Origin of the sequence: Lachnoclostridium sp. MSJ-17 (genome assembly GCF_018918205.1) — a bacterium.
Lineage (GTDB): Bacteria > Bacillota > Clostridia > Oscillospirales > Acutalibacteraceae > Ruminococcoides.
The window spans coordinates 1-26,221 of the sequence record NZ_JAHLQB010000085.1 but is presented as its reverse complement, the minus strand read 5'-3'; the positions used below and the strand labels follow the sequence as shown (position 1 = coordinate 26,221).

The 26,221-nt window shown below is 48.4% G+C and carries 24 protein-coding genes and 1 riboswitch; of the genes, 8 read left to right on the top strand and 16 right to left on the bottom strand.

Annotation, left to right across the window (positions count from 1 at the left end):
• The first annotated feature begins 8 nt into the window (after positions 1–8).
• Both yihA and KQI64_RS07350 read left to right on the top strand, forming a co-directional pair.
• Complete coding sequence (gene yihA / locus KQI64_RS07355) at positions 9–608, top strand: ribosome biogenesis GTP-binding protein YihA/YsxC (protein ID WP_216524060.1); 600 nt, start codon at positions 9–11, stop codon at positions 606–608.
• A gap of 1 nt (position 609) precedes the next feature.
• The gene (locus KQI64_RS07350) at positions 610–1,890 is read left to right on the top strand and encodes a diaminopimelate decarboxylase (RefSeq protein WP_216524059.1); all 1,281 of its coding nucleotides are present in this window, start codon (positions 610–612) and stop codon (positions 1,888–1,890) included.
• A gap of 69 nt (positions 1,891–1,959) precedes the next feature.
• Here KQI64_RS07350 and KQI64_RS07345 read toward each other — a convergent pair whose 3' ends face one another.
• Positions 1,960–2,169 carry a helix-turn-helix domain-containing protein gene (locus KQI64_RS07345; RefSeq protein ID WP_216524058.1) on the bottom strand — a complete coding sequence of 70 codons (210 nt, stop codon included), beginning with the start codon at positions 2,167–2,169 and terminating at the stop codon, positions 1,960–1,962.
• A gap of 416 nt (positions 2,170–2,585) precedes the next feature.
• Here KQI64_RS07345 and gdhA point away from each other — a divergent pair, with 416 nt between their 5' ends.
• The 3 genes from gdhA (at position 2,586) to KQI64_RS07330 (ending at position 6,309) form a co-directional block, all read left to right on the top strand.
• Entirely contained in the window at positions 2,586–3,917 is a 1,332-nt protein-coding gene (gene gdhA / locus KQI64_RS07340; RefSeq protein ID WP_216524057.1) for an NADP-specific glutamate dehydrogenase, read from the top strand.
• A 190-nt stretch (positions 3,918–4,107) separates the two neighbouring features.
• Positions 4,108–5,154, top strand: coding sequence for a hypothetical protein (locus KQI64_RS07335; RefSeq protein WP_216524056.1), 1,047 nt, complete (start codon positions 4,108–4,110; stop codon positions 5,152–5,154).
• 174 nt (positions 5,155–5,328) lie between these two features.
• A complete protein-coding gene (locus tag KQI64_RS07330) occupies positions 5,329–6,309 on the top strand; it encodes a tyrosine recombinase XerC (RefSeq protein WP_216524055.1) in 981 nt (326 codons plus the stop codon).
• Positions 6,310–6,334: 25 nt separating this feature from the next.
• On the opposite strand, the gene KQI64_RS07325 is transcribed toward KQI64_RS07330, so the two are convergent.
• Genes KQI64_RS07325 through KQI64_RS07310 form a run of 4 tightly spaced genes read right to left on the bottom strand, consistent with a single transcriptional unit; the run spans position 6,335 to position 9,851 of the window.
• A complete protein-coding gene (locus KQI64_RS07325) occupies positions 6,335–7,123 on the bottom strand; it encodes a class I SAM-dependent methyltransferase (RefSeq protein ID WP_216524054.1) in 789 nt (262 codons plus the stop codon).
• Between the two features lie 2 nt (positions 7,124–7,125).
• The gene (locus KQI64_RS07320) at positions 7,126–7,767 is read right to left on the bottom strand and encodes a DUF6873 family GME fold protein (RefSeq protein ID WP_216524053.1); all 642 of its coding nucleotides are present in this window, start codon (positions 7,765–7,767) and stop codon (positions 7,126–7,128) included.
• Entirely contained in the window at positions 7,764–9,128 is a 1,365-nt protein-coding gene (gene radA / locus KQI64_RS07315) for a DNA repair protein RadA (protein ID WP_216524052.1), read from the bottom strand. The genes KQI64_RS07320 and radA overlap by 4 nt, the downstream gene beginning before the upstream one ends.
• Positions 9,129–9,851 (bottom strand): N-acetylmuramoyl-L-alanine amidase, encoded by a 723-nt coding sequence (locus KQI64_RS07310; RefSeq protein ID WP_330623059.1) that lies wholly within the window; start codon positions 9,849–9,851, stop codon positions 9,129–9,131.
• Between the two features lie 158 nt (positions 9,852–10,009).
• Between KQI64_RS07310 and KQI64_RS07305 the strand changes: the two genes are divergently transcribed.
• Positions 10,010–10,882: a methionyl aminopeptidase gene (locus KQI64_RS07305; RefSeq protein ID WP_216524050.1), complete on the top strand. Its 873-nt coding sequence runs from the start codon at positions 10,010–10,012 to the stop codon at positions 10,880–10,882.
• 146 nt (positions 10,883–11,028) lie between these two features.
• On the opposite strand, the gene KQI64_RS07300 is transcribed toward KQI64_RS07305, so the two are convergent.
• The 6 genes from KQI64_RS07300 to KQI64_RS07275 all read right to left on the bottom strand — a co-directional run bounded on the left by KQI64_RS07300 (position 11,029) and on the right by KQI64_RS07275 (position 18,609).
• Positions 11,029–13,644 carry an ECF transporter S component gene (locus KQI64_RS07300; protein WP_216524049.1) on the bottom strand — a complete coding sequence of 872 codons (2,616 nt, stop codon included), beginning with the start codon at positions 13,642–13,644 and terminating at the stop codon, positions 11,029–11,031.
• Positions 13,617–14,501: an energy-coupling factor transporter transmembrane component T gene (locus KQI64_RS07295; RefSeq protein ID WP_216524048.1), complete on the bottom strand. Its 885-nt coding sequence runs from the start codon at positions 14,499–14,501 to the stop codon at positions 13,617–13,619. The genes KQI64_RS07300 and KQI64_RS07295 overlap by 28 nt, the downstream gene beginning before the upstream one ends.
• Positions 14,501–15,289, bottom strand: coding sequence for a DUF4430 domain-containing protein (locus KQI64_RS07290; RefSeq protein ID WP_216524047.1), 789 nt, complete (start codon positions 15,287–15,289; stop codon positions 14,501–14,503). Before KQI64_RS07290 ends, KQI64_RS07295 begins: the two co-directional genes overlap by 1 nt.
• Before the next feature lie 12 nt (positions 15,290–15,301).
• Positions 15,302–16,435 (bottom strand): prenyltransferase/squalene oxidase repeat-containing protein, encoded by a 1,134-nt coding sequence (locus KQI64_RS07285; protein ID WP_216524046.1) that lies wholly within the window; start codon positions 16,433–16,435, stop codon positions 15,302–15,304.
• The gene (locus tag KQI64_RS07280) at positions 16,432–17,394 is read right to left on the bottom strand and encodes a dockerin type I domain-containing protein (protein WP_216524045.1); all 963 of its coding nucleotides are present in this window, start codon (positions 17,392–17,394) and stop codon (positions 16,432–16,434) included. Before KQI64_RS07280 ends, KQI64_RS07285 begins: the two co-directional genes overlap by 4 nt.
• 119 nt (positions 17,395–17,513) lie before the next feature.
• Positions 17,514–17,645, bottom strand: a riboswitch (cobalamin riboswitch).
• A gap of 34 nt (positions 17,646–17,679) precedes the next feature.
• A complete protein-coding gene (locus KQI64_RS07275; protein WP_216524044.1) occupies positions 17,680–18,609 on the bottom strand; it encodes a DMT family transporter in 930 nt (309 codons plus the stop codon).
• Positions 18,610–18,719: 110 nt separating this feature from the next.
• Between KQI64_RS07275 and KQI64_RS07270 the strand changes: the two genes are divergently transcribed.
• Complete coding sequence (locus KQI64_RS07270) at positions 18,720–18,962, top strand: FeoA family protein (RefSeq protein WP_216524043.1); 243 nt, start codon at positions 18,720–18,722, stop codon at positions 18,960–18,962.
• Entirely contained in the window at positions 18,952–20,775 is a 1,824-nt protein-coding gene (gene feoB, locus KQI64_RS07265; protein ID WP_216524042.1) for a ferrous iron transporter B, read from the top strand. Before KQI64_RS07270 ends, feoB begins: the two co-directional genes overlap by 11 nt.
• A gap of 44 nt (positions 20,776–20,819) precedes the next feature.
• Here feoB and KQI64_RS07260 read toward each other — a convergent pair whose 3' ends face one another.
• The 5 genes from KQI64_RS07260 to KQI64_RS07240 form a co-directional block, all read right to left on the bottom strand.
• Positions 20,820–21,521, bottom strand: a complete 702-nt coding sequence (locus KQI64_RS07260) for a zinc ribbon domain-containing protein (protein WP_216524041.1) — start codon at positions 21,519–21,521, stop codon at positions 20,820–20,822.
• Between the two features lie 12 nt (positions 21,522–21,533).
• Positions 21,534–22,910, bottom strand: coding sequence for a thioether cross-link-forming SCIFF peptide maturase (gene scfB, locus KQI64_RS07255; RefSeq protein WP_216524040.1), 1,377 nt, complete (start codon positions 22,908–22,910; stop codon positions 21,534–21,536).
• 72 nt (positions 22,911–22,982) lie between these two features.
• A complete protein-coding gene (scfA, locus tag KQI64_RS07250) occupies positions 22,983–23,132 on the bottom strand; it encodes a six-cysteine ranthipeptide SCIFF (RefSeq protein WP_216524039.1) in 150 nt (49 codons plus the stop codon).
• Positions 23,133–23,192: 60 nt separating this feature from the next.
• Complete coding sequence (locus KQI64_RS07245) at positions 23,193–24,551, bottom strand: aminotransferase class I/II-fold pyridoxal phosphate-dependent enzyme (RefSeq protein WP_216524038.1); 1,359 nt, start codon at positions 24,549–24,551, stop codon at positions 23,193–23,195.
• Complete coding sequence (locus tag KQI64_RS07240) at positions 24,551–26,137, bottom strand: peptide chain release factor 3 (protein ID WP_216524037.1); 1,587 nt, start codon at positions 26,135–26,137, stop codon at positions 24,551–24,553. Before KQI64_RS07240 ends, KQI64_RS07245 begins: the two co-directional genes overlap by 1 nt.
• Between the last annotated feature and the right edge of the window lie 84 nt (positions 26,138–26,221).

Here is a 26,221-nt window from a genome sequence, read left to right as displayed (position 1 = left end):
GAGCGCCTATGAATTTTAACGAAGTATCATTTGAATTCGCAGCGGGAACAGTTAAGCAGCTGCCCGCGTCGGACATGCCCGAGGTTGTGTTTTCGGGCCATTCCAACGTAGGCAAAAGCTCGCTTATAAACAAGCTGGTGCAGAGAAAAGCGCTCGCGAGAGTCAGCGCTCAGCCCGGCAAGACCGCCACAATCAACTTCTATAAGCTTAGAAACTGCCGCTTTGTGGATTTGCCCGGCTACGGCTATGCGAAGGTTTCCAAAGCGGAAAAGGAACGCTGGGCAAGCCTTGTTGAGGGATATCTGTCATCACAGCGTAAAATTGCTCTGATTATCCAGATTATTGATATCAGGCACAAGCCAACCAAGGACGACTACGATATGCTCAACTTCCTGTATCAGTGCAACGCTCCGTTTGTTATTGTGCTTACAAAGAAGGACAAGCTGAAAAAATCCGCCTATGAAAAGCGGATCGAGAAGATAATGGACGAGCTGCAGGATTATGAGGGTGTTGAACTGCTGCCGTTTTCCGCTGTAAACGGAGACGGAATGGATGACGTGAAGGACGTCATCGAAGCGTACATTGAGGGTTTTGAGGAGGACGAATAAAATGGAAAAGAAACCATTTATTACTCTGGAACAGGCTAAGGATATCATCAAGGATATCCCGACGCCGTTTCATATTTATGACGAGCGCGGAATCCGCGAAAACGCGCGCGAATTATACAAGGCATTCAGCTGGAATAAGGGCTACAAGGAGTATTTCGCGGTAAAGGCGACCCCGAACCCTTATCTGATGAAGATTTTGCAGGAGGAGGGCTGCGGTATGGACTGCTCGTCCTACACCGAGCTCATGCTCTGTGAATCCTGCGGCATCACCGGCAAGGACATCATGTTCAGCTCAAACGTAACGCCTGTTGAAGATATGAAAAAGGCATTCGACCTCGGAGCCATTATCAACCTTGACGATTACACCCACGTTGAGTTTATTAAAAAGGTCTGCGGCGTACCAAAGACAATCTGCTGCCGCTACAATCCCGGCGGAATTTTCCGCATGGCTGACAGCGAGGACAAGGTTCAGGTTATGGATACCCCGGGCGACTCCAAGTATGGAATGACTGAGGAACAGATGGAAAAGGCTTTCCTTGAGCTCAAGGAAGCCGGGGCAGAGGAGTTCGGAATTCACGCGTTCCTCGCGTCAAACACCGTTTCAAACGGTTATTATCCAGAGCTTGCGGGCATTCTCTTTGAGCTTGCTGTCCGTTTGCAGAAAAAGACCGGCGTACATATCAAGTTCGTCAACCTTTCGGGCGGCGTAGGCGTTGACTACAAACCCGAGGAACCCAAGAACGATATCGCGATCATCGGCGAAGGAGTCCGCAGAAAGTTTGAGGAAATCCTCGTTCCCGCCGGTATGGGCGACGTTGAAATCTACACCGAGCTCGGCAGATACATGCTCGCGCCGTTCGGAGCGCTCGTAGCCACCGCTATTCACGAGAAGCATATCTACAAGGAATACATCGGTCTTGACGCCTGCGCTGCAAACCTCATGCGTCCGGCTATGTATGGTTCATACCACCACGTCACTGTTCTTGGCAAGGAAAATGCTCCCTGCGACCACAAGTACGACGTAACGGGCGGACTCTGCGAGAACAATGACAAGTTTGCGATCGACAGAATGCTTCCCAAAATCGAAATCGGCGATATTATTTATATCCACGATGCCGGTGCTCACGGCTTCTCGATGGGCTATAACTACAACGGAAAGCTCCGTTCCGCCGAGGTGCTGCTCAAAGAGGACGGAAGTCACAAGCTTATCAGACGAGCTGAGGAGCCGAAGGACTACTTTGCGACCTTTGATTTTTCAGAGTTCAAGTCTTTAACAGAATAACAGAAAATATTATTCAAACCACCTGTTGAAAAACGGGTGGTTTTTTTCTGCGCGAAATAGGGAAGAGGGCTATTTTACAAATTTTTCGATTCCGAGAACATAGTCGGCAGATACGTGGTACAGGCAGCAAAGAGTGATAAGGTGCTTTATCGGAAGCTCACGCTTGCCGCTCTCGTATTTGCTGTACTGCTCCTGACGTGTGTGGAGGATAAACGCGATCTGTTCCTGGGTGTAGCCGTTTTCAACACGCAAAGCCTTTAATCTTTTGCAGTAATCCATATAATCACCTCTATACAGATAGTAATATTGCTGTATCAACATTATTATAACACGTTAATATGTCCGAATGCAACTAAAATTTATGTGTATAAGTGTGTGGAATCCGGAGCCTTGAATTATACAAAACGATTTTTGAATGTGGAATCTATAAATCCTGCGCGTCAAAATGAATAAAAACTATATATAATGCCCTTAAACAAGGGTAAAATCCTGCAAATTTGCTGTGAAAAACGTAAAAATCGCGGAAAATATGAAATTTATCAAAAAAAACTTGCAAAAACCTCTTGCATTATTAATTGAAATAGTGTATTATAGTAACGTTGTTGAAAGAAAGGTTTTCAGCTCTTGCAAACCAAATCTTTTTACACGCTTCTGTATGTTTATAATCAGTATATTTTTTCAAGGAGGACTTAAATATGTCTTATGTTAGCGAGCAGCTTGAAAAGCTGAAAGCAAAGAATTCAAACGAGCCTGAGTTTATCCAGGCGGCTACCGAAGTGCTTACTTCTCTGGAACCCGTATTCGAGCAGAATCCCCAGTATGAGGAGAACGGTATTCTTGAGAGAATCACCGAGCCTGAGAGAGTTATCATGTTCAGAGTACCCTGGGTTGATGACAACGGCAAGGTTCAGGTTAACCGCGGCTTCCGCGTACAGTTCAACAGCGCTATCGGTCCGTACAAGGGCGGTCTCAGACTTCATCCCTCTGTAAACCTCGGCGTAATCAAATTCCTCGGCTTTGAGCAGATCTTCAAGAACTCACTCACAGGTCTTCCTATCGGCGGCGGCAAGGGCGGCTCCGACTTCGACCCCAAGGGCAAGAGCGATAATGAAGTTATGCGTTTCTGCCAGAGCTTCATGACTGAGCTCTTCAGACACATCGGCGCAGACACTGACGTTCCCGCAGGCGACATCGGTACAGGCGCTCGTGAGATCGGCTACATGTTCGGTCAGTACAAGAGACTCAAGAACGTATACGAAGGCGTTCTCACCGGTAAGGGTCTCAACTGGGGCGGTTCACTTGCCCGTACAGAGGCTACAGGCTACGGTCTGCTTTATCTCACCGACGCTATGCTCAAGGATCACGGCAAGAGCCTGAACGGCGCTACCATCTGCATCTCCGGTTCCGGTAACGTTGCTACCTACGCTTGCGAGAAGGCTACACAGCTCGGCGCTAAGGTTGTTACACTTTCCGATTCCACAGGCTGGGTTTACGACGAAGAGGGTATCGACCTCGACGCTGTCAAGGAAATCAAGCAGGTTAGAAGAGGCAGACTCTCCGAGTACAAGAACTACAGACCCAACGCTGTTTATACTGAGGGTAAGTTCGACTGGTCAATCAAGTGCGACGTTGCACTTCCTTGCGCTACCCAGAACGAGCTCAATGAAGAGGATGCCAAGAGACTTATCGCCAACGGCTGCTACGCTGTTGCTGAAGGCGCTAACATGCCCACCACTCTTGAGGCTACCAAGCTCATCCAGGAAGCAGGACTTCTCTTTGCTCCCGGTAAGGCTGCAAACGCCGGCGGCGTAGCTACCTCAGCTCTCGAAATGAGCCAGAACTCCCAGAGACTTTCATGGACCTTCGAAGAGGTTGACGCAAAGCTCAAGAACATCATGGAGACCATCTACAAGAACATTTCCGAGGCTGCCAAGAAGTACGGTTACGAGGACAACTTCGTTATCGGCGCTAACATCGCAGGCTTCGTAAAGGTTGCTGATTCTATGATTCAGCAGGGTGTTTGCTAATTTAGTTTTCCTAATATCTTTTCCCATAAAAAACGACAGTCGGACGCTTGTTCGGCTGTCGTTTTGTCTATTGACATTTTCTTTTTCTGTTATTATAATGATACGTATGAATAAGTATCTTTTAAGAACAATAAAAATTGCATCATATTGTCTTGCTGCGGCTGCTGTTCTGTATGTCCTGCAGGAATACGTGCTGTGTCATTTAGACCACAACCGACTGCGCATCGACGGGTATTATCTGGAGGAAGAAAATACCCTCGACGTCGTATTTACAGGCGCAAGCGAGGCGTATTCGGACTTTTCGCCGGGCTTGGCTTATGAGAAATTCGGGTTCACCAGTTTTCCTTACGCGAGCGCTTCCGCGACCGCGGGAGCCGCAATCACACAAATAAAGGAGATCGAGCGGACTCAGAATCCTCAGCTGATAGTAATGGAAATAAACCCGTTTCTATATCCGGATGACAGGAATGAAACCAAAGAGGGTAGTATCCGAAATTATATCGATAACGTGCCGCTCAACGAGAACAAAATCGAATACATCAAGAGTCTTGAAACAGCTGACGAAGCTGAGTATTATATGCCGCTGATCAAATATCACAGCTCATGGAGCGAATACCCCGGAGGAATCAAATTTTTGGGAGCATTGGTTCAACAGCATATTCGCGGATATACGCTGCTCAAGGGCTATAAATCGAACACAGGTTCGTGCGAGGAAGACGGCTCGTACTTAAACGCAAAGCTGATTTCTGACGACAGTGAGCTGCCGCTGACCGAGGACAGCGACAACAAGCTCAGAGGACTGCTTGAATATCTGAATGATAACGATATCAAAAACGTATTATTTATCCGTGCACCTCATTTAGTCCGTCAAAACGACTACGAGAGCTTTTGCATGGCTAACCGCGCAGGAAAGATCATCAACAGCTACGGTTTTGATTTTATCAATTTCGAACGCGACGAGATCACAATGAGCTATCCGGCGTCTGAGTATTATAATGTACAGCACCTGAACATTTACAGCTCAGCAAAGTTCACTGAGTATCTGGGAATGATCCTTACAGAACGCTACGGCGTACATAAATCGGAGCTGAGTAAAAAGCAAACCGATCGCTGGAATCAGGCGGTCGAGTATTATCACAAGCTGTACCGCTGCATTGACGATTTGAATCAACAAGGCAGTCAGATGCTTGAGATCGAAGAAGATTTGTACGGAATGCGCATGATGGAACCATATTAAGTAAATAGCTATCTATTTAAAGGAAATCGGCTGAAATAACCGAAAACGGCTTATTCAGAAGGTTTCCTTCATTCAGTACTCCCCTCAATTATACAAAATATTCATTTTGTATAATTATTCTGATATGGAATTATCCCTCTCTCTTTATGTGCTATAATTATTTTGGTGATTAATATGGCTGTAAGATTTCAGGATGAAGCATTTCCGATTTTAAAAAAATATCTTTACTACCTCCAGACTGTCCGTCAGAAATCCGTAAAAACCGTCGACGAGTATTTTATTGATTTGCGGACGTTCTTCCGCTATTTAAAACGTGCCCGCAGACTCGTACCCGACGATATGGATTTTGAGAAAATCAAAATTGACGACATCGGCATTGAGCTGCTCGAGTCTGTCACTCTCGAGGACGCTTATGAGTATATGAACTATCTACAGCGCGAGCGCGGAAATCACGCCGCTTCACGTTCACGCAAGGTTTCGAGTCTGAGAGGATTTTTTAATTATATTTCTAAAAAGGAACATTGTCTCTCTCGTAATCCGATTGACGAGCTGGAAACGCCTAAAAAAAAGAAGGCTCTCCCCAAATATCTTTCCCTCGAACAAAGCGTCGAACTCTTGAACGCGGTTGAAGGTGAACATAAGGAACGCGACTACGCGATTCTGACTCTGTTTCTCAACTGCGGACTGCGCGTGTCGGAAATGGCGGGTCTTAATTACACCGATATCCGCACTGACAACACTATGCGCGTGCTCGGCAAGGGCAACAAGGAACGAATAGTTTATCTCAATTCCGCGTGTATTACCGCGATTCAGGATTACATGAAGGTTCGTCCCGTCGACGGAGTCAAGGACAAAACCGCTCTCTTTATCAGTCGCAACAATAATCGTATGTCTGTCAAAACGATCCAGGCAATGGTATATAAATACCTCGAGAAAATCGGTCTGAGCGCTCAGGGTTATTCCTGTCATAAGCTGCGCCATACCGCCGCTACGCTTATGTACCAGCACGGCGGAGTTGATGTGCGCGTCCTCAAGGAAGTGCTCGGTCATGAAAATCTCGCCACAACAGAAATCTACACTCATTTGAGTTCCGAACAAATGAAAAAAGCGGCTGACCTTAATCCTCTCGCAAACGTCAACCACAAAAAAGAATGAGGAGATGTTCAGCACATCTCCCCTTTTATTTATTGACTCTGTAAATTTCAATATGTATTTGGTGCATTAATTGAAGCGGCTCCGGGTATTTTTTCAATAACTCACGGTACTCGATTTCAAACTCCGCGATTTTATCATTTGGCAGACTCGCGCCGATGCCGCGGCAGGTTTTGACTCGTCCCAGCCACGCTTCCTTTGTAAACGAAAGAGCCGCGTTATATGAATGAACGGTTTCGATTTCAAATTTATTTTCCGCCCAATCAGGATAGCTGTAACGGAAGTTTTTAAATCCTCTGCCGCTCCATGACGGGTTGAATTTCAGCACAAGCTGCTCCATTTCCATAATCACGGCGTCCCGAAAAGGCTGCCAATCCATAAAAATAACGCAAAACCGTCCGTCTGGTTTCAGCACTCTGCAGATCTCTGCCGTCGCTTTTTCCTTGTCAAAATATTGAAAACACTGCACCGCTGTCACAACATCAAAGCTGTTGTCATCAAAGCCCGTGTCCTCAGCAGAGCATACGCGGAAATCGATGTTCTCAATTCCCCTCTCAGACGCCGTTTTTTGTGCATACGCGATTTGGTTCTCAGAGATATCCGTCGCCGTGAAATAAGCGCCTGTATGGTACATATTAATAGGAAGAATCGCCGTTCCGCTGCCCAAGTCGAGAATACGCTGTTCTCTCTTGCCTATTCCGAATGCAATCAGTTTTTCGTACATGCTCTGAGGGTAAATATCGCGGTATTTTGAGTAGCAGTCCGAGGTTCGTCCGAAGTCAAATTCATTTCCGTTATCAATATCAGTCAGCTTCATTTTTATATCTCCACAATTCCGCCGATGTCTGTCAGCGGGATTTCTTCGCATAATATTTCGAATTTCGAATTATAACTATCGATAAACGCCTTGATCTCAGAATAATCAGGGTGATTTCTTATATTTCCGAAAAAGAATATTGTGTTACCGATTCTTCCTGAGCAGCCTCCGATAAAGCCGTAATCAAAGCCCTCAAGTCTGATATGACCCTGTGAAATCCGCAGTACCTCTACCCCATGTGCCTTCATCGCTTTTTCAATCGACGTGTCGGCAGTGATAACCGCATACTCGTTTACAATGAGCGTTGAACAGCGCGTGTAGCCCTGATTGACGTTTACAAGCTCAATTCCTTGTTCCTCGCAGTATTCCAAGATCGTTTCATCGATCGCTGTGAGCTTGCCGTATAGCCTGTTTCCGAGAAAAAGACAGTTTAGCAGCACATTTTGCGGGTAATCGCGGGACGGCTTTCTGCGGCATTTATCCGGTGTGAATAATCTGTCGCGGATTTTTAACAATTGCATATCCGCATGAAATTGCTCGGGCTGATGATAACACGAGATGCGTTTTGTCGGAATAACTTTATAACCGCGGTCATGCATCGCACTGACAAATTCAGGATATTCTCCGCTCATGACAATGCTCATTTTGTGACGGCCTCGTAAGCTTCCCTGATATTTCTGACGCCGATAAGCTCAGCGTCCTCGCACTGAACACCCTTAAGGTTATGGAACGGTAATATGATTCTGTCAAAGCCCAGACGAACAGCCTCGTTGACTCGCATTTGCGCCTGAGAAACGGAACGTATTTCACCCGCGAGTCCGATTTCGCCGAATACGACGGCTTTTTCGTACACAGGCTCGTCCTTAAGGCTGCTGACAAGAGCCATAGCGATCGAGAGGTCAATAGCGGGCTCGTCCACCCTCAGACCGCCGACAATGTTGATATATGTATCGCTGTTTGAAAAAAAGTACCCGGCTCGTTTTTCGAGAACCGCGAGTATCATGGATAGGCGGTTGTAATCGTAGCCCGTAGCCATTCTGCGAGCGTTGCCGTATCCCGACTGAGTCGCAAGCCCTTGGGTCTCAGCGAGAATAGGTCTTGAGCCCTCTATCGTACAGGTTACGCAGGTACCCGAAACCTTGCTCGGTCTGCCGGAGAGCAGCATGACCGACGGATTTTCGACTTCTTTTAATCCCTTGTCGGTCATTTCAAAAACGCCGATCTCATTCGTTGAGCCATAGCGGTTCTTTACCGCGCGCAAAATGCGGCAGCTCATTTGCTTGTCGCCCTCAAAATGCAGAACGGTATCGACAATGTGCTCAAGCACCTTCGGACCCGCGATAGAGCCTTCCTTGTTGACATGACCGACGACAAACATAGGGATATCGAGAGACTTTGCCGTGCGCATAAGGATATTTGTGCATTCCCTGACCTGGGTTACGCTGCCCGGCGAGGAGTTGAGCTCAGAGAGGTTCATGGTCTGGATCGAGTCTATCATAACGAGGTCGGGCTTGATGCTCTTTATCTGCTCACAGACCACCTCTACGTCGGTTTCGGTCATGATAAAGAGATTCGGAGAGTCTACCTCAAGGCGTATCGCTCTCAGCTTTAACTGCCTCTTTGATTCCTCGCCCGATACATAGAGGATTTTCAGCGTATCGCCTAGGAACTGGCATATCTGCATCAGCACCGTGGATTTTCCGATGCCAGGGTCGCCTCCGAGAAGAATAAGGCTGCCCTTGACGATGCCGCCGCCGAGCACACGGTTGAGCTCGTGACAGCCTGTGTCGTAGCGGTGCTCATCATCCGTCGATATCTCGCGTATCGAATACGGCTGCGCGTATGTCGACGAGGAACGAGTCCTGACTGCGGGAGCTGTCTTTGATGTCTCCTTGATTTCCTCATTCATTGTGTTCCATTCGCCGCAAGACGGGCATTTGCCGACCCACTTTGGGGTTTCGTAGCCGCATTCCGAGCAAATGTAGACGCTTTTGATTTTTGCCATTTATTTCACATCCTGATTCGTATTATAGTAATCGAGAAAGCCCGTCGTTATCGCGAATGCCATTTGCCGCTGATACTCGGCGGTCTTTAGTTTTTCACATTCTTCCCTGTTTGATAAAAAGCCGCACTCGACGATTACCGCGGGCTGAGTTGCGTTTTTTAACAGGTATATTCCGCTTCCCGCGGGCTTGCTGAGCCGTTCGTTGTCGGGCTGGAGCTGGGATTTCACCGAGAACTTGATCGCGTCTGCCAGCAGCAGGCTTCTGTCATTGTTCGGCGAATAAAAAACCTGTGTGCCGCGAGAGGAAGTATCCGAGAACTTGTTCTGATGAATACTTATTACCGCGTTATTTTCGGAGGAGTTGAAGATTTCCAACCTGTTTTTCATGTCGCTGTTCTTGCGCTGCTTGGTGTTTTCGCCATCTGTTGAAAGGTCACAGTCCTTGGTACGCGTCATTTCGGTATAAAATCCGAAAAAGGTCAGCAAATCGTTTGCATCATGAGCAATTGCTAGATTGATCTCCTTCTCGGGAACTCCGTCAAAGCTGACAGCGCCTCCGTCCTCTCCGCCGTGACCGGCGTCGATCACAATGTGAGGCATCGGCGTCTTTGGCATAGCGGCGGTATTGAGGGTAATTCTCGCAGTCGATGTTACCATCAGCGCGATGAATACGGAGAGAAAAAACACTATCAGAAAAACCGCGGCAAATCTTTTAATATTCACGTTACCACCTCTGCAATAAAATATGCGCGGCGGTCGTTGCGATATTACCATTATACCGCATTTGAGCGATCTTGGCAACAAAAACACAAATTTGTCTTGTCGGCTGACGTATTAAGTGGTATAATTATCTGGAATAAAAAAGTGTAAGGAGTATAGATATGAAGAAACCGGGAAGAAACGACGAATGCTGGTGTGGCAGCGGCAAAAAGTACAAGAAGTGCCACATAGATTTTGACGAGCGTATTGAGGAAATCGAAGCCGAGGGTCATGTTGTACCCGACCACAGCATAATTAAAACCGCTGAACAGATTGAAAAAATCAAAGAGAGCGCGAAAATCAATATCGCAGTTCTCGACTATGTTGCCGAACATATCAGGGCAGGCATATCAACTGCCGAGATTGACCGCTGGGTTTACGACATCACCACAAAAATGGGCGGCATTCCCGCGCCCTTGGATTATCAGGGCTTTCCTAAGAGCGTCTGCACATCAATAAACGACGAGGTCTGCCACGGTATTCCCTCTGAGGATATCATTCTCAAGGACGGCGATATCGTAAACGTCGACTGTTCCACAAACCTCAACGGCTATTACTCTGACTCGTCGAGAATGTTCTGTATCGGTGATGTCAGCGACGAAAAAAAAGCGCTCGTCGAAGCCGCAAAGCAGGCACTCAGCGAGGGCTTGAAGGAAGTAAAACCATGGAACTTCCTCGGAGATATGGGTCAGGCAGTCAACGACTTTGTCAAGAGCAAGGGCTACTCCGTTGTAAGAGAAGTCGGCGGCCACGGCATCGGACTTGAGTTCCACGAGGATCCGTGGGTCAGCTACGTCAGCGAAAAAGGTACCGAAATGCTCATGGTGCCCGGAATGATTTTTACGATCGAGCCGATGATAAACATGGGCAAGCCGGCGATTTACACCGATGAGGAAAACGGCTGGACGATTTACACAAAAGACGGCACTCCTTCCGCACAGTGGGAGATTCAGGTGCTCGTTACCGAGGACGGCTACGAAATTATATCATATTAAGAAAAGCGTCGCTTAATTGCGGCGCTTTTTCAGTTCCATTTCAATGCATTCCCAGCTTTCGCCCATGATTGAATAATTCTCGGTGCCGATCTCCGTGCTCGATCTCGGAGTGAATCCAGCCCGCTATCATGGGCGCGTCCGAGGGCTTAAACGGTCTTAGCTTCAACATTCTGTTTTTCCTCACTGAATTTTCGATGTTCCAATAAGCCGTATTTTGTTTTAACTCTGTCGAGCTTATAAAGCAGCGGCTCGGCTGCAAAAAACAAAATTACCGCTGTTGAAAAAGCGTGAATTAAATCAAACGGCAATCCCTGTGCGTAGAACGAGAGCACAGTCGCCCATGTTATCGGCACACGAGTCAGTATAATCGTAGAAAAATTCATTATCAGTCCGTAGACAGCGAGCGTCATAATAAAACCGAACACACAAAGCGCACCGCGGCTGCGGCAAAGAAAGCCTTTCTGAAAAAGGATTCCCGCGATGAATCCTATAATCCCAGCGGCAAACATCTGCCATGGAGTCCACGCGCCCTGTCCGAAATAGATATTAGACACGAGCATTGTCACAGCGCCGACCATGAAGCCCGATTCAGCGCCGAACGCTACTCCCGAGATGATAACCAGCGCAATTACAGGTTTTATCTGCGGCAGAGGAGCAAACGCCGAACGTCCGGCAATAACTATCGCGCACATTACGGCGATGATCACAAGCTCTCTCGGCTGAGGTTTTCTGCCCTCAAAAATAAGGAAAAACGGGAGCATACACTCAAACAGCACAAGCAGCGAGATAAAAAGATACCTCTCGTCTTTTAGATATGTCGTGCCGATAAATATGGTTACGGGAATCGCTAGCAGTATCATCACCGTTGCCGCGATCGTCCGTTTTGAGAGCTTGCTGCTCCTGATCTCTCCGAGCGGCTTACGCGTCAGTTCACTCAGCGAAAGCATGAGGATAATCAGCGGCACGGCAACAAGCAAACAGTTTGCCCAAAACGGCAAAGCCAAAGGTAATGCTTCGATATTCACAAGAAATCCGAAAAGCAGTGAAAGACAACCGAAAACCGCGGTCAGCTTTTTCCAAAACGGCATTTTGCGCTTTTGAACAGGCTTCTCCGGAGGTTTTTCGCCGAAATGAAAATCGCCGGTGATTTCGGGAAATTTATCAGTATTTTTACCAGTGCAACAATAGATAACATCCTCAGGTGTTATTGCGTTTTCAAGAATACCCTTTGACATTCTGCGCGATGAGGTGACGTAAAAGCTGTTGGTGGAAAAGAATTCCCTGGGCGTACCCTCAGCAACGAGCTCTCCGTTGAAAAGCATTAAACAACGGTGAGGATATTTCGCGCAGAATTCGACGTCATGGCTTACCATTACGACCGCCTTGCCGCTTGCTGTCAGTGTATTTATTATTGAAGCGAACCGCTCCTTGTAAGCGTTATCTATCCCCTTTGTCGGCTCGTCGAGAAGAATAACGTCTGGATTTGCAAGCAGCAGTTTAGCGAGCGCGGCACGTTGGGTTTCGCCGCCGGACAAATCAAACGGGTGGCGTTCGAGCAGACGTTCCAGCCCGCACAAGGCGATGACATGATTGAGCTCGTCTTTTGTTTTTCCCATTTCATTTAACGAAGCAAGAACTGTATTGCCGCTGAGCAGCAGCGCCGGGTTCTGTGGAAGGGTTGCAACATGTAAATCATTTGAATGGATTTTTCCGCTGTACGGTTTAAGCGAGCCGTTTATCAGGGATAAAAGCGTGGATTTTCCCACGCCGTTGCCGCCGAGAATCGCCAAAAATTCTCCTCTGCGGATATCAAGTGATAGATTTTTCAGCACATCAGGGCTGTCTTTTTTATAGCGGAACCAAATATTTTTTAAATTGACGATGGCATCGCCGCATTGCGGAATTATCTCCGGGTACAGCGGAAGTGTTTCATGAGCCCTTACGTAATGATTCAGCCATTCCCTGCCCTGAGCGACCGTGACGGGACAAGCGGACGAAGTATCGACCGTGTGCCAGATGCGCATGGCTGACGGCAGCATCTTAAAAAGACTGCTGTCGTGTGATATAAGGTTTTGTCCTGTTTTGAGCGGAGTGTCAAGTGACAGGATCTCTCCCTCGTTAAGCACAAGCACTCTGTCGCTTAAAGGCAGCAGTTCCTCGGTGCGGTGCTCGGAAATTATTATCGTAACGCCCAGCTCCTTGTTTATCCTGTGAAGGCAGGATATAAAATCGCCTGCGGCAATCGGGTCGAGCTGACTGGTAGGTTCGTCGAGGATCAGTACATCCGGCTGCATTGCCATCACGGAAGCGAGGTTAAGCAGCTGCTTCTGACCGCCCGAAAGAGTCGCTACGTCGTTTTCAAAATACTGTTCAATGCCGAAGAACGAAGCTGTTTCCGCGACTCTGCGGCGGATTTCTGCGTTTTTCATACCAAGACTTTCAAGTCCGAAGGCAAGCTCATGCCATACTTTGTCAGTGACGAGCTGGTTTTCGGGCGACTGCTGAACAAAGCCAATCGACCCGCATTCCTGACGTTGAGAAAGCTCTGAAAGTATTTTACCGCAAAAAAGGATTTCACCTGTTTTCCTTCCATGAGGTGAAAGAGAAGGCTTGAGCAGTCTCAGAAGCGTGCTTTTTCCGCTGCCGGATGCTCCGCAGACAGTCAGGAATTCGCCCTCGTTTACCGAAAAGCTGATATTTTTCAGCACATCTTCCGATTCGGGATAGGCAAAGCTCAGATTGCGGATTGTAAACGCTTCCATCGTATTTCCTCCCCCAGATTAACGGCAAACGGCATTATCATCAGCATAAAATATACAGTATAAAAAATCACTGCAAATAATCCTGTCAGCTCTCCTTTTGCCGACGGAAAATAACGGTATTTCGCGGTACCGAAAATCCTCAGAATTATTAATGCAGCGGTACATACGCAGGAAAAGACAAGAAAGGCGGCGTCGCTCTTATGAAATCGGAACAGAGAGTACGCGGTCCTGCCCTTTAGTCCGTAACCTCTCGCCTTCATTGAGTCAGCGGTTTCTATTGAACCCTCGAGAGCGTGAGAAATCATAACTGAAATCACACGGATAGCGGACTTTGTTTTTTCAATAAAGCCGTTTTTTTCTCTGCCAAGCATTCTTTGAGCGGCTCTGACCTCGCGGAACTGTTCAGCAAATCGCGGCACAAATCGAAATGCCATTGAGAGAACAAGACCCAGCGACGGCAAAATCCTGCCGAAGAGATACACGAGCTTGTCAGCGGTCATTACCGTGTTGAACGACGAGAACCAGAACACCACGCTGCTGAGCATGACGGCAGACGCTGCTCCGTAGACAATCGACTCGAGCGTCAGCGGATTATCCCACGGGAGATATCCGAGGATAGTAACTCCCGCGTGGTTAACGACAGGGTTGATTATTATCACAAGCAAGGCGGTCGGAAGTATGATTTTAAGTCCGAACATCACGGCTTTTCGCCCGTTTAGCCAAACGGCGTTTATCACCGCGCAAAGCAGAGATATTACAAGGCACACAGGGTTCATCATAAACATCGAAAACGAAATCACTGCCGCGAAATAAACCAAACCGACGATCGGGTGAGTTTTGCAAAAGGTATCCTTCATTATTCACTCCACTTCAAGTCATGACCGAGCTGACAGGTATAACGGAATTCAACCTTATCGCCGTTTTTCAGCGCGTAGCGTGAGCAGCCGTAGTTTGGCGCCCAGCCGTTGACTCCATAGACCCAGCCGGACTCGTCGCCGCAGTCAAACTCGTAGAGATTGCCGATAGCCTTGATATACGCGGAATTGTACGCAGGCGTAAAGCTGTGGTCGAGGTGTATTTTCTTGTCCTTGCAAACCCTGACGAGCAGATCGAACACCGACTCTCCCTCAGCGAATTCAAACTGCTCGGGCTTTAATATCCAGCCATCTGAGGGTACAAGCTCGTGGTATTCCTCGTCCAGCTTGTCCATGTTATCAAGAATCGTTGCGCAGGAGATCGACAGAGTACATCTGAGCGTGTTGTCATGCGTCGTCTGCTCTTGCGGCTCAACGGGCTGAGGTTTTCCGGTAGGCACAGGTTCGGTTCTATACCTGTCTGTCACAGGCTCCGTAGGCTCGTCAGTATTTTCCGTGATCGTTTCGTTATCTGTTGTCGAAACAGCTGTCGATGTCATTTCAGCGGATGTAGTTTCGGCTGACTCTTTAGTAGTATCGGCTGCGGTTGTATTTTGAGTTGTTGCAGGCTTAACGGTGGTTTCAGTTATTTGCGCGACAGTCGTTGCCTCGTCGGGAGTTTGCGTTTCAACATGATTGGAATTTCCCGCCGCAAACGCAATAGCTAAAGCCGCAACGATCGCTGCGGCTGTAATTATGATGTATTTGTACTTTTTGATGAAGGTTAGCATAGTGATTCCGCCTTAACGTGAAGCTATGTATCGCTGTGTGTCTGTAACAAAGGTGACCTCAACCTTGCCTTCGCTGTTTGCTCTGGCTATTCTGAGCTGCCTGAGACTGAGTGTTTCGAGCTCGGCAATCGCCTTTTGAGCCAAGGTCGCATCTGTGATGTCAACTTTGCCATCAAGATTAAGGTCGTATTCCATAAGCAGATCGCACATATCATAGAGCGGAGTTCTGCTTTCGCGGAGCCTGTTAACGGCGGTAAGAGCGTAAAACGCCTGCTCCGTGGACATCTGATTGTATTCTCCGCCGACATCGTGCGCAAAGCCGTTATCAAGAGAAAATCGTAACATGCAGTCGAGAACGCTGTTTGAGTTCTTGATAAACCTCTCGTCAGATTCAGGATCAATACCCAGAGCTGTCAGCGCCGTGATCATCTGAGCACAGCACTCCGGAGAATCGGACGCGTCGGAAAGTCCGCCGTCGTCACGCTGAGTTGCAGAAACGAAGTCAAGCGCCTTGTCCACAGCGTTCTTTACTATATTATTCCTGTTGTAATACGGAGCGAGAGCTTGTATCGCCATACCCGTCATATCTGGGTCTGCTTCCTGTTCACCGAGAGCCCAGCCGCCGGATTGAAGCTGTTTTCCGAGAATATAATCAATCAGCTTCTCTCGTGTGGTCTGTTCCTTCGCGGTTGTTTCGGGGATTTCATATTGCAGACTGTCGATGGCGATCAGCGCCCAGACAGGACCGTTTATACCCTGCTTCTTAACGAAGTTGAAATCAGAAAGCGGCTGCAGCAGATTATATCCGTTAACATTTTCGGGATTCCTGCCGATAGCTGTCAGCGCGAGAACCAAGCGGGAATTTTCTGTGGATTTATTCCGATCGAGCTTTGCGCTGCCCTTTTCGTTTACATAAGCGACAACGTTGCCGTAATATCCGTCAGCCATCTCTTTCGTCAGAGCTCCCGCGCGTGAAAGCCCGATAACAAGCCATTCACCGCCTATTGAACCGACCTGCGGCACCGGACATTCAAGGAGCTGCTTTTTTACGGCGTTATATATTTCACCGGTGCTGCCCTCTGACGCGAAAACAGTCAGCGGACACAGCAAAAGAAGAGCGGTTAAAATACAAATTATTTTTTTCATTTCGAAGCGAGCATACGCTGGACAGCGGTCGTGTCGAGTACGGATACTCTGCCGTCGCCGTTGTAATCCGCGAGCTTGTTCTGCAACTCTGAGAACTCCACAAGATCAATGCTCGCCTTCTGGATAAGCGTTGCGTCGGTGATGTCGATTACACCGTCAAAATTTACGTCGCCGAGTTTAGCGTCCTCTGCCATTACGTGTACCTTGTAAACGGTTTCCGCAGGATATGAGCCCGGCCAAGCTTCGTTGCCAACGCCGATATAGAGCGTATCGCCTGCCTTGACCTCGATTGAATCGGTCTTTCTGTAGCCGTAGTTTACAGGAGAATACTCGTTAATATAGGTTCTCACCTGATAATTCTTGTTCTCGGCTGTGGGCAGGACAAAGATGTTTTTCACTTCATCACCGACGGTTGCGGTGTAGTCGGTATTTGAGGGTGTGAACTCCTCGTTGAGAGTCAGTCCGTCAATGCTGAGTTCCTTGAGAGCGGTTGTGGGATTATTCCAGTCAGCGCCGATATCTGCGCCCATTTTTACCGAATAAGTCAGTTCAAATGTGTCGCCGTCTCTTAGGAAGATGTATGCGAGGTTGTTGTTTACTACCCAGTCGTTCTGTACACCCATCCAGCCGCTGTACTGTGCGGCGTCGTTTTCCGCGATATTACCGACAGAGGCGATATACGAGCCCCACTGTGTGTCGTTAACGGTGAGCTGAATATTGTCCTCGCGCAGGGCGGCTGTAACGGTCGAGAGAGCGTCCGTACCATCGGAAATGTCTACAGTCTTGTCGTAAAGAATCCCGTTCCAAGCGGCTCCGTCTGAAACGGAATAGGTTTCGTTCTTTACAACAAGTCTAATTTTTCCGCTTGCCGCGGACACGCTGAGTGATACGCATGCGGCGGTGACCGTCATAACGGTCGCAAGGGCTGTCGCAGCAATGCGACGTATAGTTTTTTTCATAATGGTTCCTCCATTTGTTTCTGGAAAGCAAAAATGCTTTTCCGATATACTCAGAAAAGCACAACGCAAAGAGCCGCATAAGCGGTCAGAGTGGCTGCGCTTCTTCTTGTCCAAGAATGCAAGTCCAAGGCAATGCGGCAGCGATCTGACTTATGGATAATTCCAAACACAGTAATGACAGTTGCTACGGATTCTCACCGTATTCTCTATTACATTTCGCAGAGCGAAAAAACGCAAAGCCTGTATATTTTGTTTTTATCAGTATAGCATATAAACTCCGTGCCGTCAATGCTTTCTGAGCTTGTCAAACGGCAGCTGAACGAATATTACAGAGCAGAACATAATTAAACACCCGAGTATCTGTACAACGGTCATGCTCTGATCCTGTTCGAGCCAGCCCATGCTGTAGGCAAAGTAGCTAGCAAGGGCGGAAATCACCGATTCAAGGCTCATAATCATGGCGGCGATTGTCGGATTGAAATTTTTCTGACCAATGATCTGCAGTGTGTAGGCTACTCCGCTGGACATGACTCCGGTGTATAAAATCGGAATCGCGCCCTGAGTGAGCTGTTCCCATGACGGATGCTCGATAATCAGGGCAATTGCGCCGCACACAATCGCGCATACAAAAAACTGTATGCACGAGAGCAGCACTCCGTCAGTCTTTGGTGAAAAATAATCGACAAGCAGAATATGTACGGCAAAAAGAATCGCGCAAATGAACACGAGAATATCGCCCGGCGAAAGGCTGAGGCTGCCGTTTATACAGAGCATGTACAGTCCCGCAACCGCTCCGACGGCGCCGATCCACACGGTAAAGTGGCATTTCTTTCCGAGAAGCAGACCGAATATCGGCGTCAGAATAATATAAAGCGTCGTAATAAATCCCGCTTTGCCGACTGTGGTATATTTTACTCCGTACTGCTGGAACATTCCTGCGGCGGCAAGCGCAAGACCGCAGCAGATTCCGCCAATGACTGTGATTCTCTTGTCTATCACGACGGCTTCGCTCTTTCCCGAAAACAGCTCCGGCTTTTTGAGCTTTATAATAACTATCGGGATTAAAACAAGAAATCCCAGAAAATTCCGCGCCGAATTGAAGGTAAACGGCTCCATGTAGTTGTTTCCCATTGACTGGAATACAAAGGCGACGCCCCATATTATCGCAGTCAGGGAAAGGTAAAAGCTGCTTTTTATGTTGTTTGTTCTGTTCATTACCATACCCCTTAGCAAGTGATATTTTATCATAACCGGAGTAGAAATTCAAGCGGCTTCCTCACAAAAAATCCTGCCCGGCATACAATGAACTTAAGAATGGTGATAGAATGAATGAACTGAAAAGATTGTGCGATTTACCGCTGAATAAAACCGCTGTCGTCGCCGGTGTCGGCGGCGGTAACAGCAGAAAAAGAATAAACGATTTGGGCATTGTTGAGGGCTGCAGGATAACTCCCGTGTTCAAATCTCCCTTTGGCGACCCTGTCGCGTATTTTGTGAAGCATACGCTGATTGCCCTGAGAAACAAGGACAGCTCAGAGATTTGGGTGAGGTGTGACGATGACATATGAAATTGCGCTTGCCGGTAATCCGAACGTCGGAAAAAGCACGGTTTTCAACGCACTCACGGGGCTGAAACAGCATACCGGAAACTGGACCGGCAAAACCGTTGAGCTGTGCACGGGAATATATAAGTATCATGACTGTTTTTTCAACGTCACAGACCTTCCCGGCACATACTCAATGAAAAGCTATTCAAAGGAAGAAAGCGTATCTCAAAGCTATCTGAGCGAAAAAAATGCCGACTGCGTAATTATTGTCGCTGACTCAAATGTGCTCGAGCGGAACCTCAGTTATATCTTAGAGGTTCTGGAGCTGCAAAGCAAGGCGGTTCTCTGTCTTAACATGAGCGACGAGGCAAAAAGAAACGGCACCGTTATAGATACGGAAATCCTGTCAAAGGAGCTCGGGATTCCCGTTCTGAAAACGTGCGCGGTCAAAAAAGCAGGCTTGGAAGAATTGAAACAAACCGTGCAGGAGATATGCGAAAAGGACGCTTCTGTAGATATTAATAACACACCTCTGCTCGACAACGCCCTTTTGCTTTCGAACAGGAGCCGTGAGATCTGCGAAAAATGCGTCAGATACAGCAAGAGTACAAAACGGAGCAGGCTCGACAAAATACTGACATCAAAAGCGACAGGAATACCTATTATGCTCGCGCTGTTTGCCCTCCTGTTCTGGATCACGGCAATAGGCGCCAATTATCCGAGCGGGTGGCTGAGTGCGCTGTTCGGATTAATAAAGGAATGGCTGTATTATTTGTCGGATTTATTACAGGCGCCTGGATTTCTGAGGGGAATTCTGATTGACGGAGTGTATACTACGCTGAGCTGGGTTGTGTCGGTAATGCTTCCGCCGATGGCAGTTTTCTTTCCTTTGTTTTCAATAATCGAGGATTCGGGTTATCTTCCGCGCATCGCGTTCAACCTCGATAAATTTTTCTCATGCTGCGGCAGTAACGGAAAACAGAGCCTGAGCATGGCGATGGGTATCGGCTGCAACGCCTGCGGAGTCACAGGGTGCAGGATTATCGAAAATCCGAGGGAAAGACTGATTGCTGTTCTTACAAATAACTTTATGCCCTGCAACGGAAGATTTCCGATTTTGATCGCGATGATAATGATGTTTTTCGCCGGCAGCGCGTTCGGGATAATCAGTTCACTTGAGACTGCGCTGATTTTGCTGCTGATTCTGGTTGCATGCGTATTAATCACGCTCGGAGTGTCAAAGCTGCTGTCCGTGACCGTGCTGAAGGGCACGCAGTCGGGATTTGCTCTTGAGCTTCCTCCGTACCGTAAGCCGCAGATATTAAAAACAATAGCACGCTCAATGCTTCACAGGACGCTCTTTGTCTTAGGCAGGGCAGTAATCGTCGCCGCTCCCGCGGGAGCCGTGATCTGGCTGACGGCGAATATAAAAATCGGAGATTGCTCGGTATTGCGGTACTGCACTGATTTTCTCGACCCGTTCGGACGGTTTATCGGACTGGACGGAGTGATATTAACGGCGTTTATCCTCGGCTTTCCCGCGAACGAAACGGTGATCCCGATAATTATAATGTCATACACTGCGAGCGGTGTTCTTACGGAGTATTCGGGTTATCCGGAGCTGCTGAGTCTTTTGTCGGCAAACGGCTGGACAGTGACAACGGCTGTTTGCATGACAGTTATGACGGTGCTGCATTTTCCCTGCTCCACGACCTGCCTGACAATAAAAAAGGAAACAGGCAGTCTGAAATGGACGCTTTTGTCAATGGCTATTCCGACTGTACTCGGGATCGCTGTCTGTGCTGCAATAGCGAATATTATGAGATTATTCTGACACAAAACAGCGGAGGCGCTATGAAACGTCTCCGCTGAAGCGATTTATTTAAGTTGTGTTCCGCATCTCACGCAGAATTTTTCATCGCCGCGCAAGGGATTTCCGCAGGTGGGACAGGATGGAGCTGCTGATTTGGCAGTAACAGGTGTACCGCAGCCGGTACAGAATCTCGCGCCGGCGGGCAGAGGTTTTCCGCATTTGGTGCAGAATCCGGCTCCTGATACGGGTTGCTGCGGAGGCGAGTACTGACGGACAGGCTGAGTGTACGCTTGCTGAGGAACGGGCTGAGGCTGAACCGGAGCAGGCTGCGCGGGCTGATAACCCTGAACAGGCGCCGTCTGAGGATTCTGAAAGGGCTGCGCCATCGGCGACTGATTAGCCGGGGCATGAGCCGCCTCGTAGTTCAAAAATTCCTGCACGTTGATATTAGCGGGCTGCGCGTTCGCTCTGATTATCTGATTGGCGAACAGGAGCATATCCTCTGCATGCTTTTTGTATCTCGCTCCCAAAAGCTGAACAACGGAGTAGCGGATATTGATAGCGGTGCCGTTTTGATACGGAATAAAATGAATCGTACACGAGCCCCCGTTCATGTTATATTTCATTGAAAAATTAAGTCCGAAGCTAAGAGCGATCATCGGAGTCTGCTTGCAGTCCTTGCCGAATTTCTGCGCCGCTGTCTGAACAAAGGCGCCGTATACAACATTGAGCGGACAAGGATAAAAATAACATAAATCTCTGGTCATCGTTTACCTCCGTCAGTCGTTTTCGGCTAATGCCGCCTTCATCATAATCGCGCACTCCATGCGCTTTTTGAAGAGCTCGCAGCCATATTTGTAAATACCGTTGATAGAACCTGTGGCGTGGTAGGCGTTTGCTGCGCAGCCGCCGCTGCAGTACAGCCTTGCCCAGCAATCCTTGCAGTCGGGTCTGGCGTAGGCGTTGCAGAGCTTGAACTCGTTCTGAATTTCCTTGTTATCGACGCCATTCCAGATGTCGCCGAGCCTGTATTTCTCGTCGCCGACAAATTGGTGGCATGGATAGAGGTCTCCCCAAGGTGTAACCGCCATGTACTCGGTTCCCGAGCCGCAGCCCGAGACGCGTTTGTAAATACAAGGGCCGCCCGTGAGATCAATCATATAGTGGTAGAAAGTAATAGGTCTGCCCTCTTTTTCGCGCTTTATCATCTCTTTGGCGAGGATTTCGTACTGTTCAAAGAGAACGGGCAGATCATCGTATGTCAGGGCGTAAGGATCGCTCGGAGCGCATACGACGGGTTCCATCGAAAGCTCGGTAAAGCCGAGGTCAGCCATGTGAAAAATATCGTTTGTGAAGTCCGTGTTGTTATGCGTAAAGGTGCCGCGGACGTAATAGCCGCGGTTGCCGCGCCTTTTGACAAATTCCTGAAACTTCGGCACGATCACGTCGTAGCTGCCCTTGCCGTTGATTGTCTTGCGGAGATTGTCGTGGATTTCTTTTCTTCCGTCAAGACTCAGGACAACGTTGTGACACTCCTTATTCGCAAACTCGATAACGTCGTCGTCAACAAGCATTCCGTTTGTGGTAAGAGTGAAGCGGAAGTTCTTGTTGTGCTGCTTTTCGATGCTTCTCGCGTAGGCTACAATTTCCTTTACAACGTCGAAATTCATCAGCGGCTCGCCGCCGAAGAAATCAACCTCGAGGTTGACCCTGCTGCCCGAATTCTCAATAAGAAAGTCTATCGCTCTCTTTCCTACCTCAAAGGACATAAGAGCGCGCTCGCCGTGGTACTTGCCCTGAGAGGCGAAGCAGTACTCGCAGTTGAGGTTGCAGGTATGGGCGATGTGCAGACAAAGCGCCTTGATAACAGTATTGCGCTTTTTGAAATCAAAGGCGAGGTTCTCGTATTGGTCGGGAGTGAAAAGCTTTCCCATGTCCCTGAGCTCCTGCACGTCATCGATGCAGTCGCTGATTTCTTCTTTATTGATCTCAGCGTCATACTTGTACTTTTCGAGCATTGCACAGATGATATCCTCACGGCTGTGGTTTTCGAACATCTCAATCACGTCATACGCGAGGTCGTCGACGAGGTGTACGCTTCCGCTGTAGACATCGAGCACTATGTTATATCCGTTAAGCTTGTATTGATGAATCATATTATTCTCCTGACAAAAGGAAAGCCGTTACGAAAAGATGTAACGGCGTAAATCCTTCATTTGAAATTAAAATTATTTCTCGCTGCACTTCTCGCACTGCTGGTTTGCAACGCCGCAGGAGGTCTTGCAAGCTGACTGGCAGGAGGTCTGGCACTCGCCGCAGCCGCCGGTCTTTACGCTCTTCTTGAGATCGCGAGTTTCAATAGTTTTAATTCTTTTCATAGTTATCAAACTCCTTTATCAATCTATATAAATCTTACCATACAGCGCGTGTTTTGTCAATTACAAATCTGCAATCAATATGGATTCGGGATATGAATCCGCGCTTGAAATGATATTTACATTACTGCCGCGCAAAGCTGTGATATATCCGATCAATTCAGCGGAAAGAACCTCTCCCTTAACTATAATCGGGATTCCCGGCGGGTAGGCAAAAATGTCCTCGGCGGAAATCATGCCCTGCGCTTCTTTGAAATCAACGGCTTTTGTCCTTGTTATCTCAAATGGAAACAGACGCCTTTCGGGAAGCTCAAAGGTCATCCGGAAATTATCACTCCAGCCGCCTGAGCAGTTCAGGTCGATTTTAAGCAGCGCGTTTTTGAGTCTGTCAAAGCCGCAATCGGTATCACATACCGAGGTCATGGCGATAATATAGCCGTTTGCCGCCATTTCAACCTCGATATTGTATCGTTTTCTCAGAATATCCGCAAGCTCAATGCCGCTGATACCGGCGTTTTGTGTGGAAATAACGAGCTTGCCGAAGTCATAATCCTCTTGCCCGCGGAAAAGCATTTTAAGGTTATTTAATTCTCTCAGAGAATTTTCGAGACGATGTATTCTGTTAATATAGCCGTCAAAATCCCACTTCTCCGTCAGACAGTTTTCAATACAGCTCATGAGAACATATGACGGGCTGCTCGTCTGAAAGAATGACAATGCCGACTGCAGAGGCTGAACCATTTCTCTGTTGCTTGTCAATAACAGCGCGGTCTGTGTCAGCGCCGGCATGGTCTTGTGAAGACTGACAACGGCGATATCGGCTCCGCACTGCATCGCATTTTGCGGAAAAGCACTGTGAAACGGAAAATGCGCGCCGTGCGCTTCGTCAACAAAGAGCTTTGCGCCGTAGGAATGGCAAATCTGTGCGATTTCTTTGATATCAGAGCAAATTCCCTCGTATGTCGGCGAGGTGATTATGACAAGGCTTACGCCGGGATTATCCGCAAGCTGTCTTTCAAGCGCTGTCGGGCTTATTCTGCCGTAAATATCGTCAGTGGCAGGCTCGGGCAGGATATACTCCGCTCTTAATCCGAGCAGCTCAGCCGCATGATACACCGAGGTGTGGCAGTTGCGCGCTACAATGATCTTGTCGCCGCGGCTTGTTGACGCCTTAATCGCAGAGAGTATGCCTCCTGTCGCTCCGTTAACGAGCAAAAACGCACGCTGCGCGTGATAAATCCGCGCTGCCTTGTCCTCGATACCCTTGATAAAGCCCTCGGGTCGGTGGAGGTTATCAAAGCCGTCGATTTCGGTCAAATCGAGCTTGTACGGAAATAATCCGTCGCTGATATTCCTCTTGTGGCCGGGCATATGAAAGGGATAGGCTTCGCCGTCCGTGTAGGCGAGAATTTCGTTCTTCATCAGTTGGTACCGAATTCTCTGAGCTCAAGTCCCTTGTTGTGGTCAAGCGCCCAGTCGATGCTCCAGTAGCTGGTAAACAAAAGAAGGTGGTTGCCCTTCAAATCCTGAATGCGCTTGGTATCAGACGCGAGGTCGAGGGTTTTGGGATCTACGTCATCGTTGACGATCCAGCGGATATATTCGTAAGGCAAACTCTCCATGATGATATCGACGTTGTACTCGTTCTCAAGGCGGTATTTGAGCACGTCAAACTGAAGAACGCCGACTACGCCGACGATAACCTCCTCCATGCCCGCGTCGAGCTCCTGGAAAATCTGGATCGCGCCTTCCTGCGCGATCTGACTTGTGCCCTTGATGAACTGCTTGCGCTTCATTGTGTCCTTCTGGCGGACGCGCATAAAGTGCTCCGGCGCAAAGGTCGGTATTCCCTTGAACTGAACCTTGTGATTAGCGGAACAGATAGTGTCGCCGATCGAGAAGATGCCGGGGTCGAAAACGCCGATGATATCTCCGGCGTATGCCTCGTCGACGATCTCGCGCTCCTGAGCCATGATCTGCTGAGGCTGAGAAAGGCGCATTTTCTTGTTGCCCTGAACGTGGAAAACCTCCATGTTCTTCTCAAACTTGCCGCTGCAAATACGCATGAAGGCGATCCTGTCGCGGTGCGCCTTGTTCATATTCGCCTGGATCTTGAATACGAAGGCTGAGAAGTCCTCGCTCATCGGGTCGACCTTTTCGCTCACGGTCTCGCGTGAAAGCGGAGAGGTAGTGAGCTTAAGGAACTGCTCAAGAAACGGCTCTACACCGAAGTTTGTAAGCGCCGAACCGAAGAAAACCGGGGTCAGCTTGCCTTCCCGTACAGCATCGAGGTCAAACTCATCGCCGGCGCCGTCGAGCAGCTCGATCTCGTCAAACAAATCAGCCTTGAGGTACTGACCGAGAGTGTCGTCGATCGCGGGGTCGTCAAGAGCAAGCTCTGTTTTCTCGACCTCCTTCTGACCGTTGTTCGCGGTGAAGCAGAGGATTTTTTCGGTGTTGCGGTCGTAAACGCCCTTGAATTCCTTGCCCGAACCGATAGGCCAGTTTACGGGATAGGTGTTGATACCGAGCACGTTTTCGATGTCCTCGAGCAAATCAAAGGGATTCTTTGCGTCTCTGTCCATTTTATTGATAAAAGTGATGATCGGGATATTGCGCATAACGCAGACCTTAAAGAGCTTTATGGTCTGCTTCTCAACGCCCTTGGAGCCGTCGATGACCATGACAGCGGAGTCCGCAGCCATAAGCGTGCGGTAGGTGTCCTCTGAGAAGTCCTCATGTCCCGGGGTGTCGAGGATATTTATGCAGTAGCCGCCGTATTTGAACTGCAGAACAGACGAGGTTACGGAAATACCTCTCTGCTTTTCGATTTCCATCCAGTCGGAAACGGCGTGCTTTGCCGTTCTCTTTCCCTTAACGGAGCCAGCGAGGTTGATAGCGCCTCCGTACAGCAGGAGCTTTTCGGTAAGCGTGGTTTTACCCGCGTCAGGGTGAGAGATAATCGCGAAGGTCCTTCGTTTTGTGATTTCGTCTCTGTATGAGCTCATAAATTCAATCCTTTCGGAATTTTCTGTAACTTTATTATTTTACAATTTTCATGCGCCTTATGTCAACATTAATTACGGGATTTA

Bases quoted from the DNA above. Each gene is read 5' to 3' on its own strand.
- scfB (WP_216524040.1), bottom strand. From the start codon at position 22,910: ATGATTCATCAATACAAGCTTAACGGATATAACATAGTGCTCGATGTC.
- KQI64_RS07325 (WP_216524054.1), bottom strand. From the start codon at position 7,123: ATGAAGCTGACTGATATTGATAACGGAAATGAATTTGACTTCGGACGA.
- KQI64_RS07285 (WP_216524046.1), bottom strand. From the start codon at position 16,435: ATGAAAAAAATAATTTGTATTTTAACCGCTCTTCTTTTGCTGTGTCCG.
- KQI64_RS07290 (WP_216524047.1), bottom strand. From the start codon at position 15,289: ATGCTAACCTTCATCAAAAAGTACAAATACATCATAATTACAGCCGCA.
- KQI64_RS07245 (WP_216524038.1), bottom strand. From the start codon at position 24,551: ATGAAGAACGAAATTCTCGCCTACACGGACGGCGAAGCCTATCCCTTT.
- KQI64_RS07260 (WP_216524041.1), bottom strand. From the start codon at position 21,521: ATGACCAGAGATTTATGTTATTTTTATCCTTGTCCGCTCAATGTTGTA.
- scfA (WP_216524039.1), bottom strand. From the start codon at position 23,132: ATGAAAAGAATTAAAACTATTGAAACTCGCGATCTCAAGAAGAGCGTA.
- KQI64_RS07345 (WP_216524058.1), bottom strand. From the start codon at position 2,169: ATGGATTACTGCAAAAGATTAAAGGCTTTGCGTGTTGAAAACGGCTAC.
- KQI64_RS07270 (WP_216524043.1), top strand. From the start codon at position 18,720: ATGAATGAACTGAAAAGATTGTGCGATTTACCGCTGAATAAAACCGCT.
- KQI64_RS07240 (WP_216524037.1), bottom strand. From the start codon at position 26,137: ATGAGCTCATACAGAGACGAAATCACAAAACGAAGGACCTTCGCGATT.
- KQI64_RS07275 (WP_216524044.1), bottom strand. From the start codon at position 18,609: ATGAACAGAACAAACAACATAAAAAGCAGCTTTTACCTTTCCCTGACT.
- feoB (WP_216524042.1), top strand. From the start codon at position 18,952: ATGACATATGAAATTGCGCTTGCCGGTAATCCGAACGTCGGAAAAAGC.
- KQI64_RS07330 (WP_216524055.1), top strand. From the start codon at position 5,329: ATGGCTGTAAGATTTCAGGATGAAGCATTTCCGATTTTAAAAAAATAT.
- KQI64_RS07320 (WP_216524053.1), bottom strand. From the start codon at position 7,767: ATGAGCATTGTCATGAGCGGAGAATATCCTGAATTTGTCAGTGCGATG.
- yihA (WP_216524060.1), top strand. From the start codon at position 9: ATGAATTTTAACGAAGTATCATTTGAATTCGCAGCGGGAACAGTTAAG.
- KQI64_RS07280 (WP_216524045.1), bottom strand. From the start codon at position 17,394: ATGAAAAAAACTATACGTCGCATTGCTGCGACAGCCCTTGCGACCGTT.
- KQI64_RS07350 (WP_216524059.1), top strand. From the start codon at position 610: ATGGAAAAGAAACCATTTATTACTCTGGAACAGGCTAAGGATATCATC.
- KQI64_RS07300 (WP_216524049.1), bottom strand. From the start codon at position 13,644: ATGGAAGCGTTTACAATCCGCAATCTGAGCTTTGCCTATCCCGAATCG.
- gdhA (WP_216524057.1), top strand. From the start codon at position 2,586: ATGTCTTATGTTAGCGAGCAGCTTGAAAAGCTGAAAGCAAAGAATTCA.
- KQI64_RS07305 (WP_216524050.1), top strand. From the start codon at position 10,010: ATGAAGAAACCGGGAAGAAACGACGAATGCTGGTGTGGCAGCGGCAAA.
- KQI64_RS07295 (WP_216524048.1), bottom strand. From the start codon at position 14,501: ATGAAGGATACCTTTTGCAAAACTCACCCGATCGTCGGTTTGGTTTAT.
- radA (WP_216524052.1), bottom strand. From the start codon at position 9,128: ATGGCAAAAATCAAAAGCGTCTACATTTGCTCGGAATGCGGCTACGAA.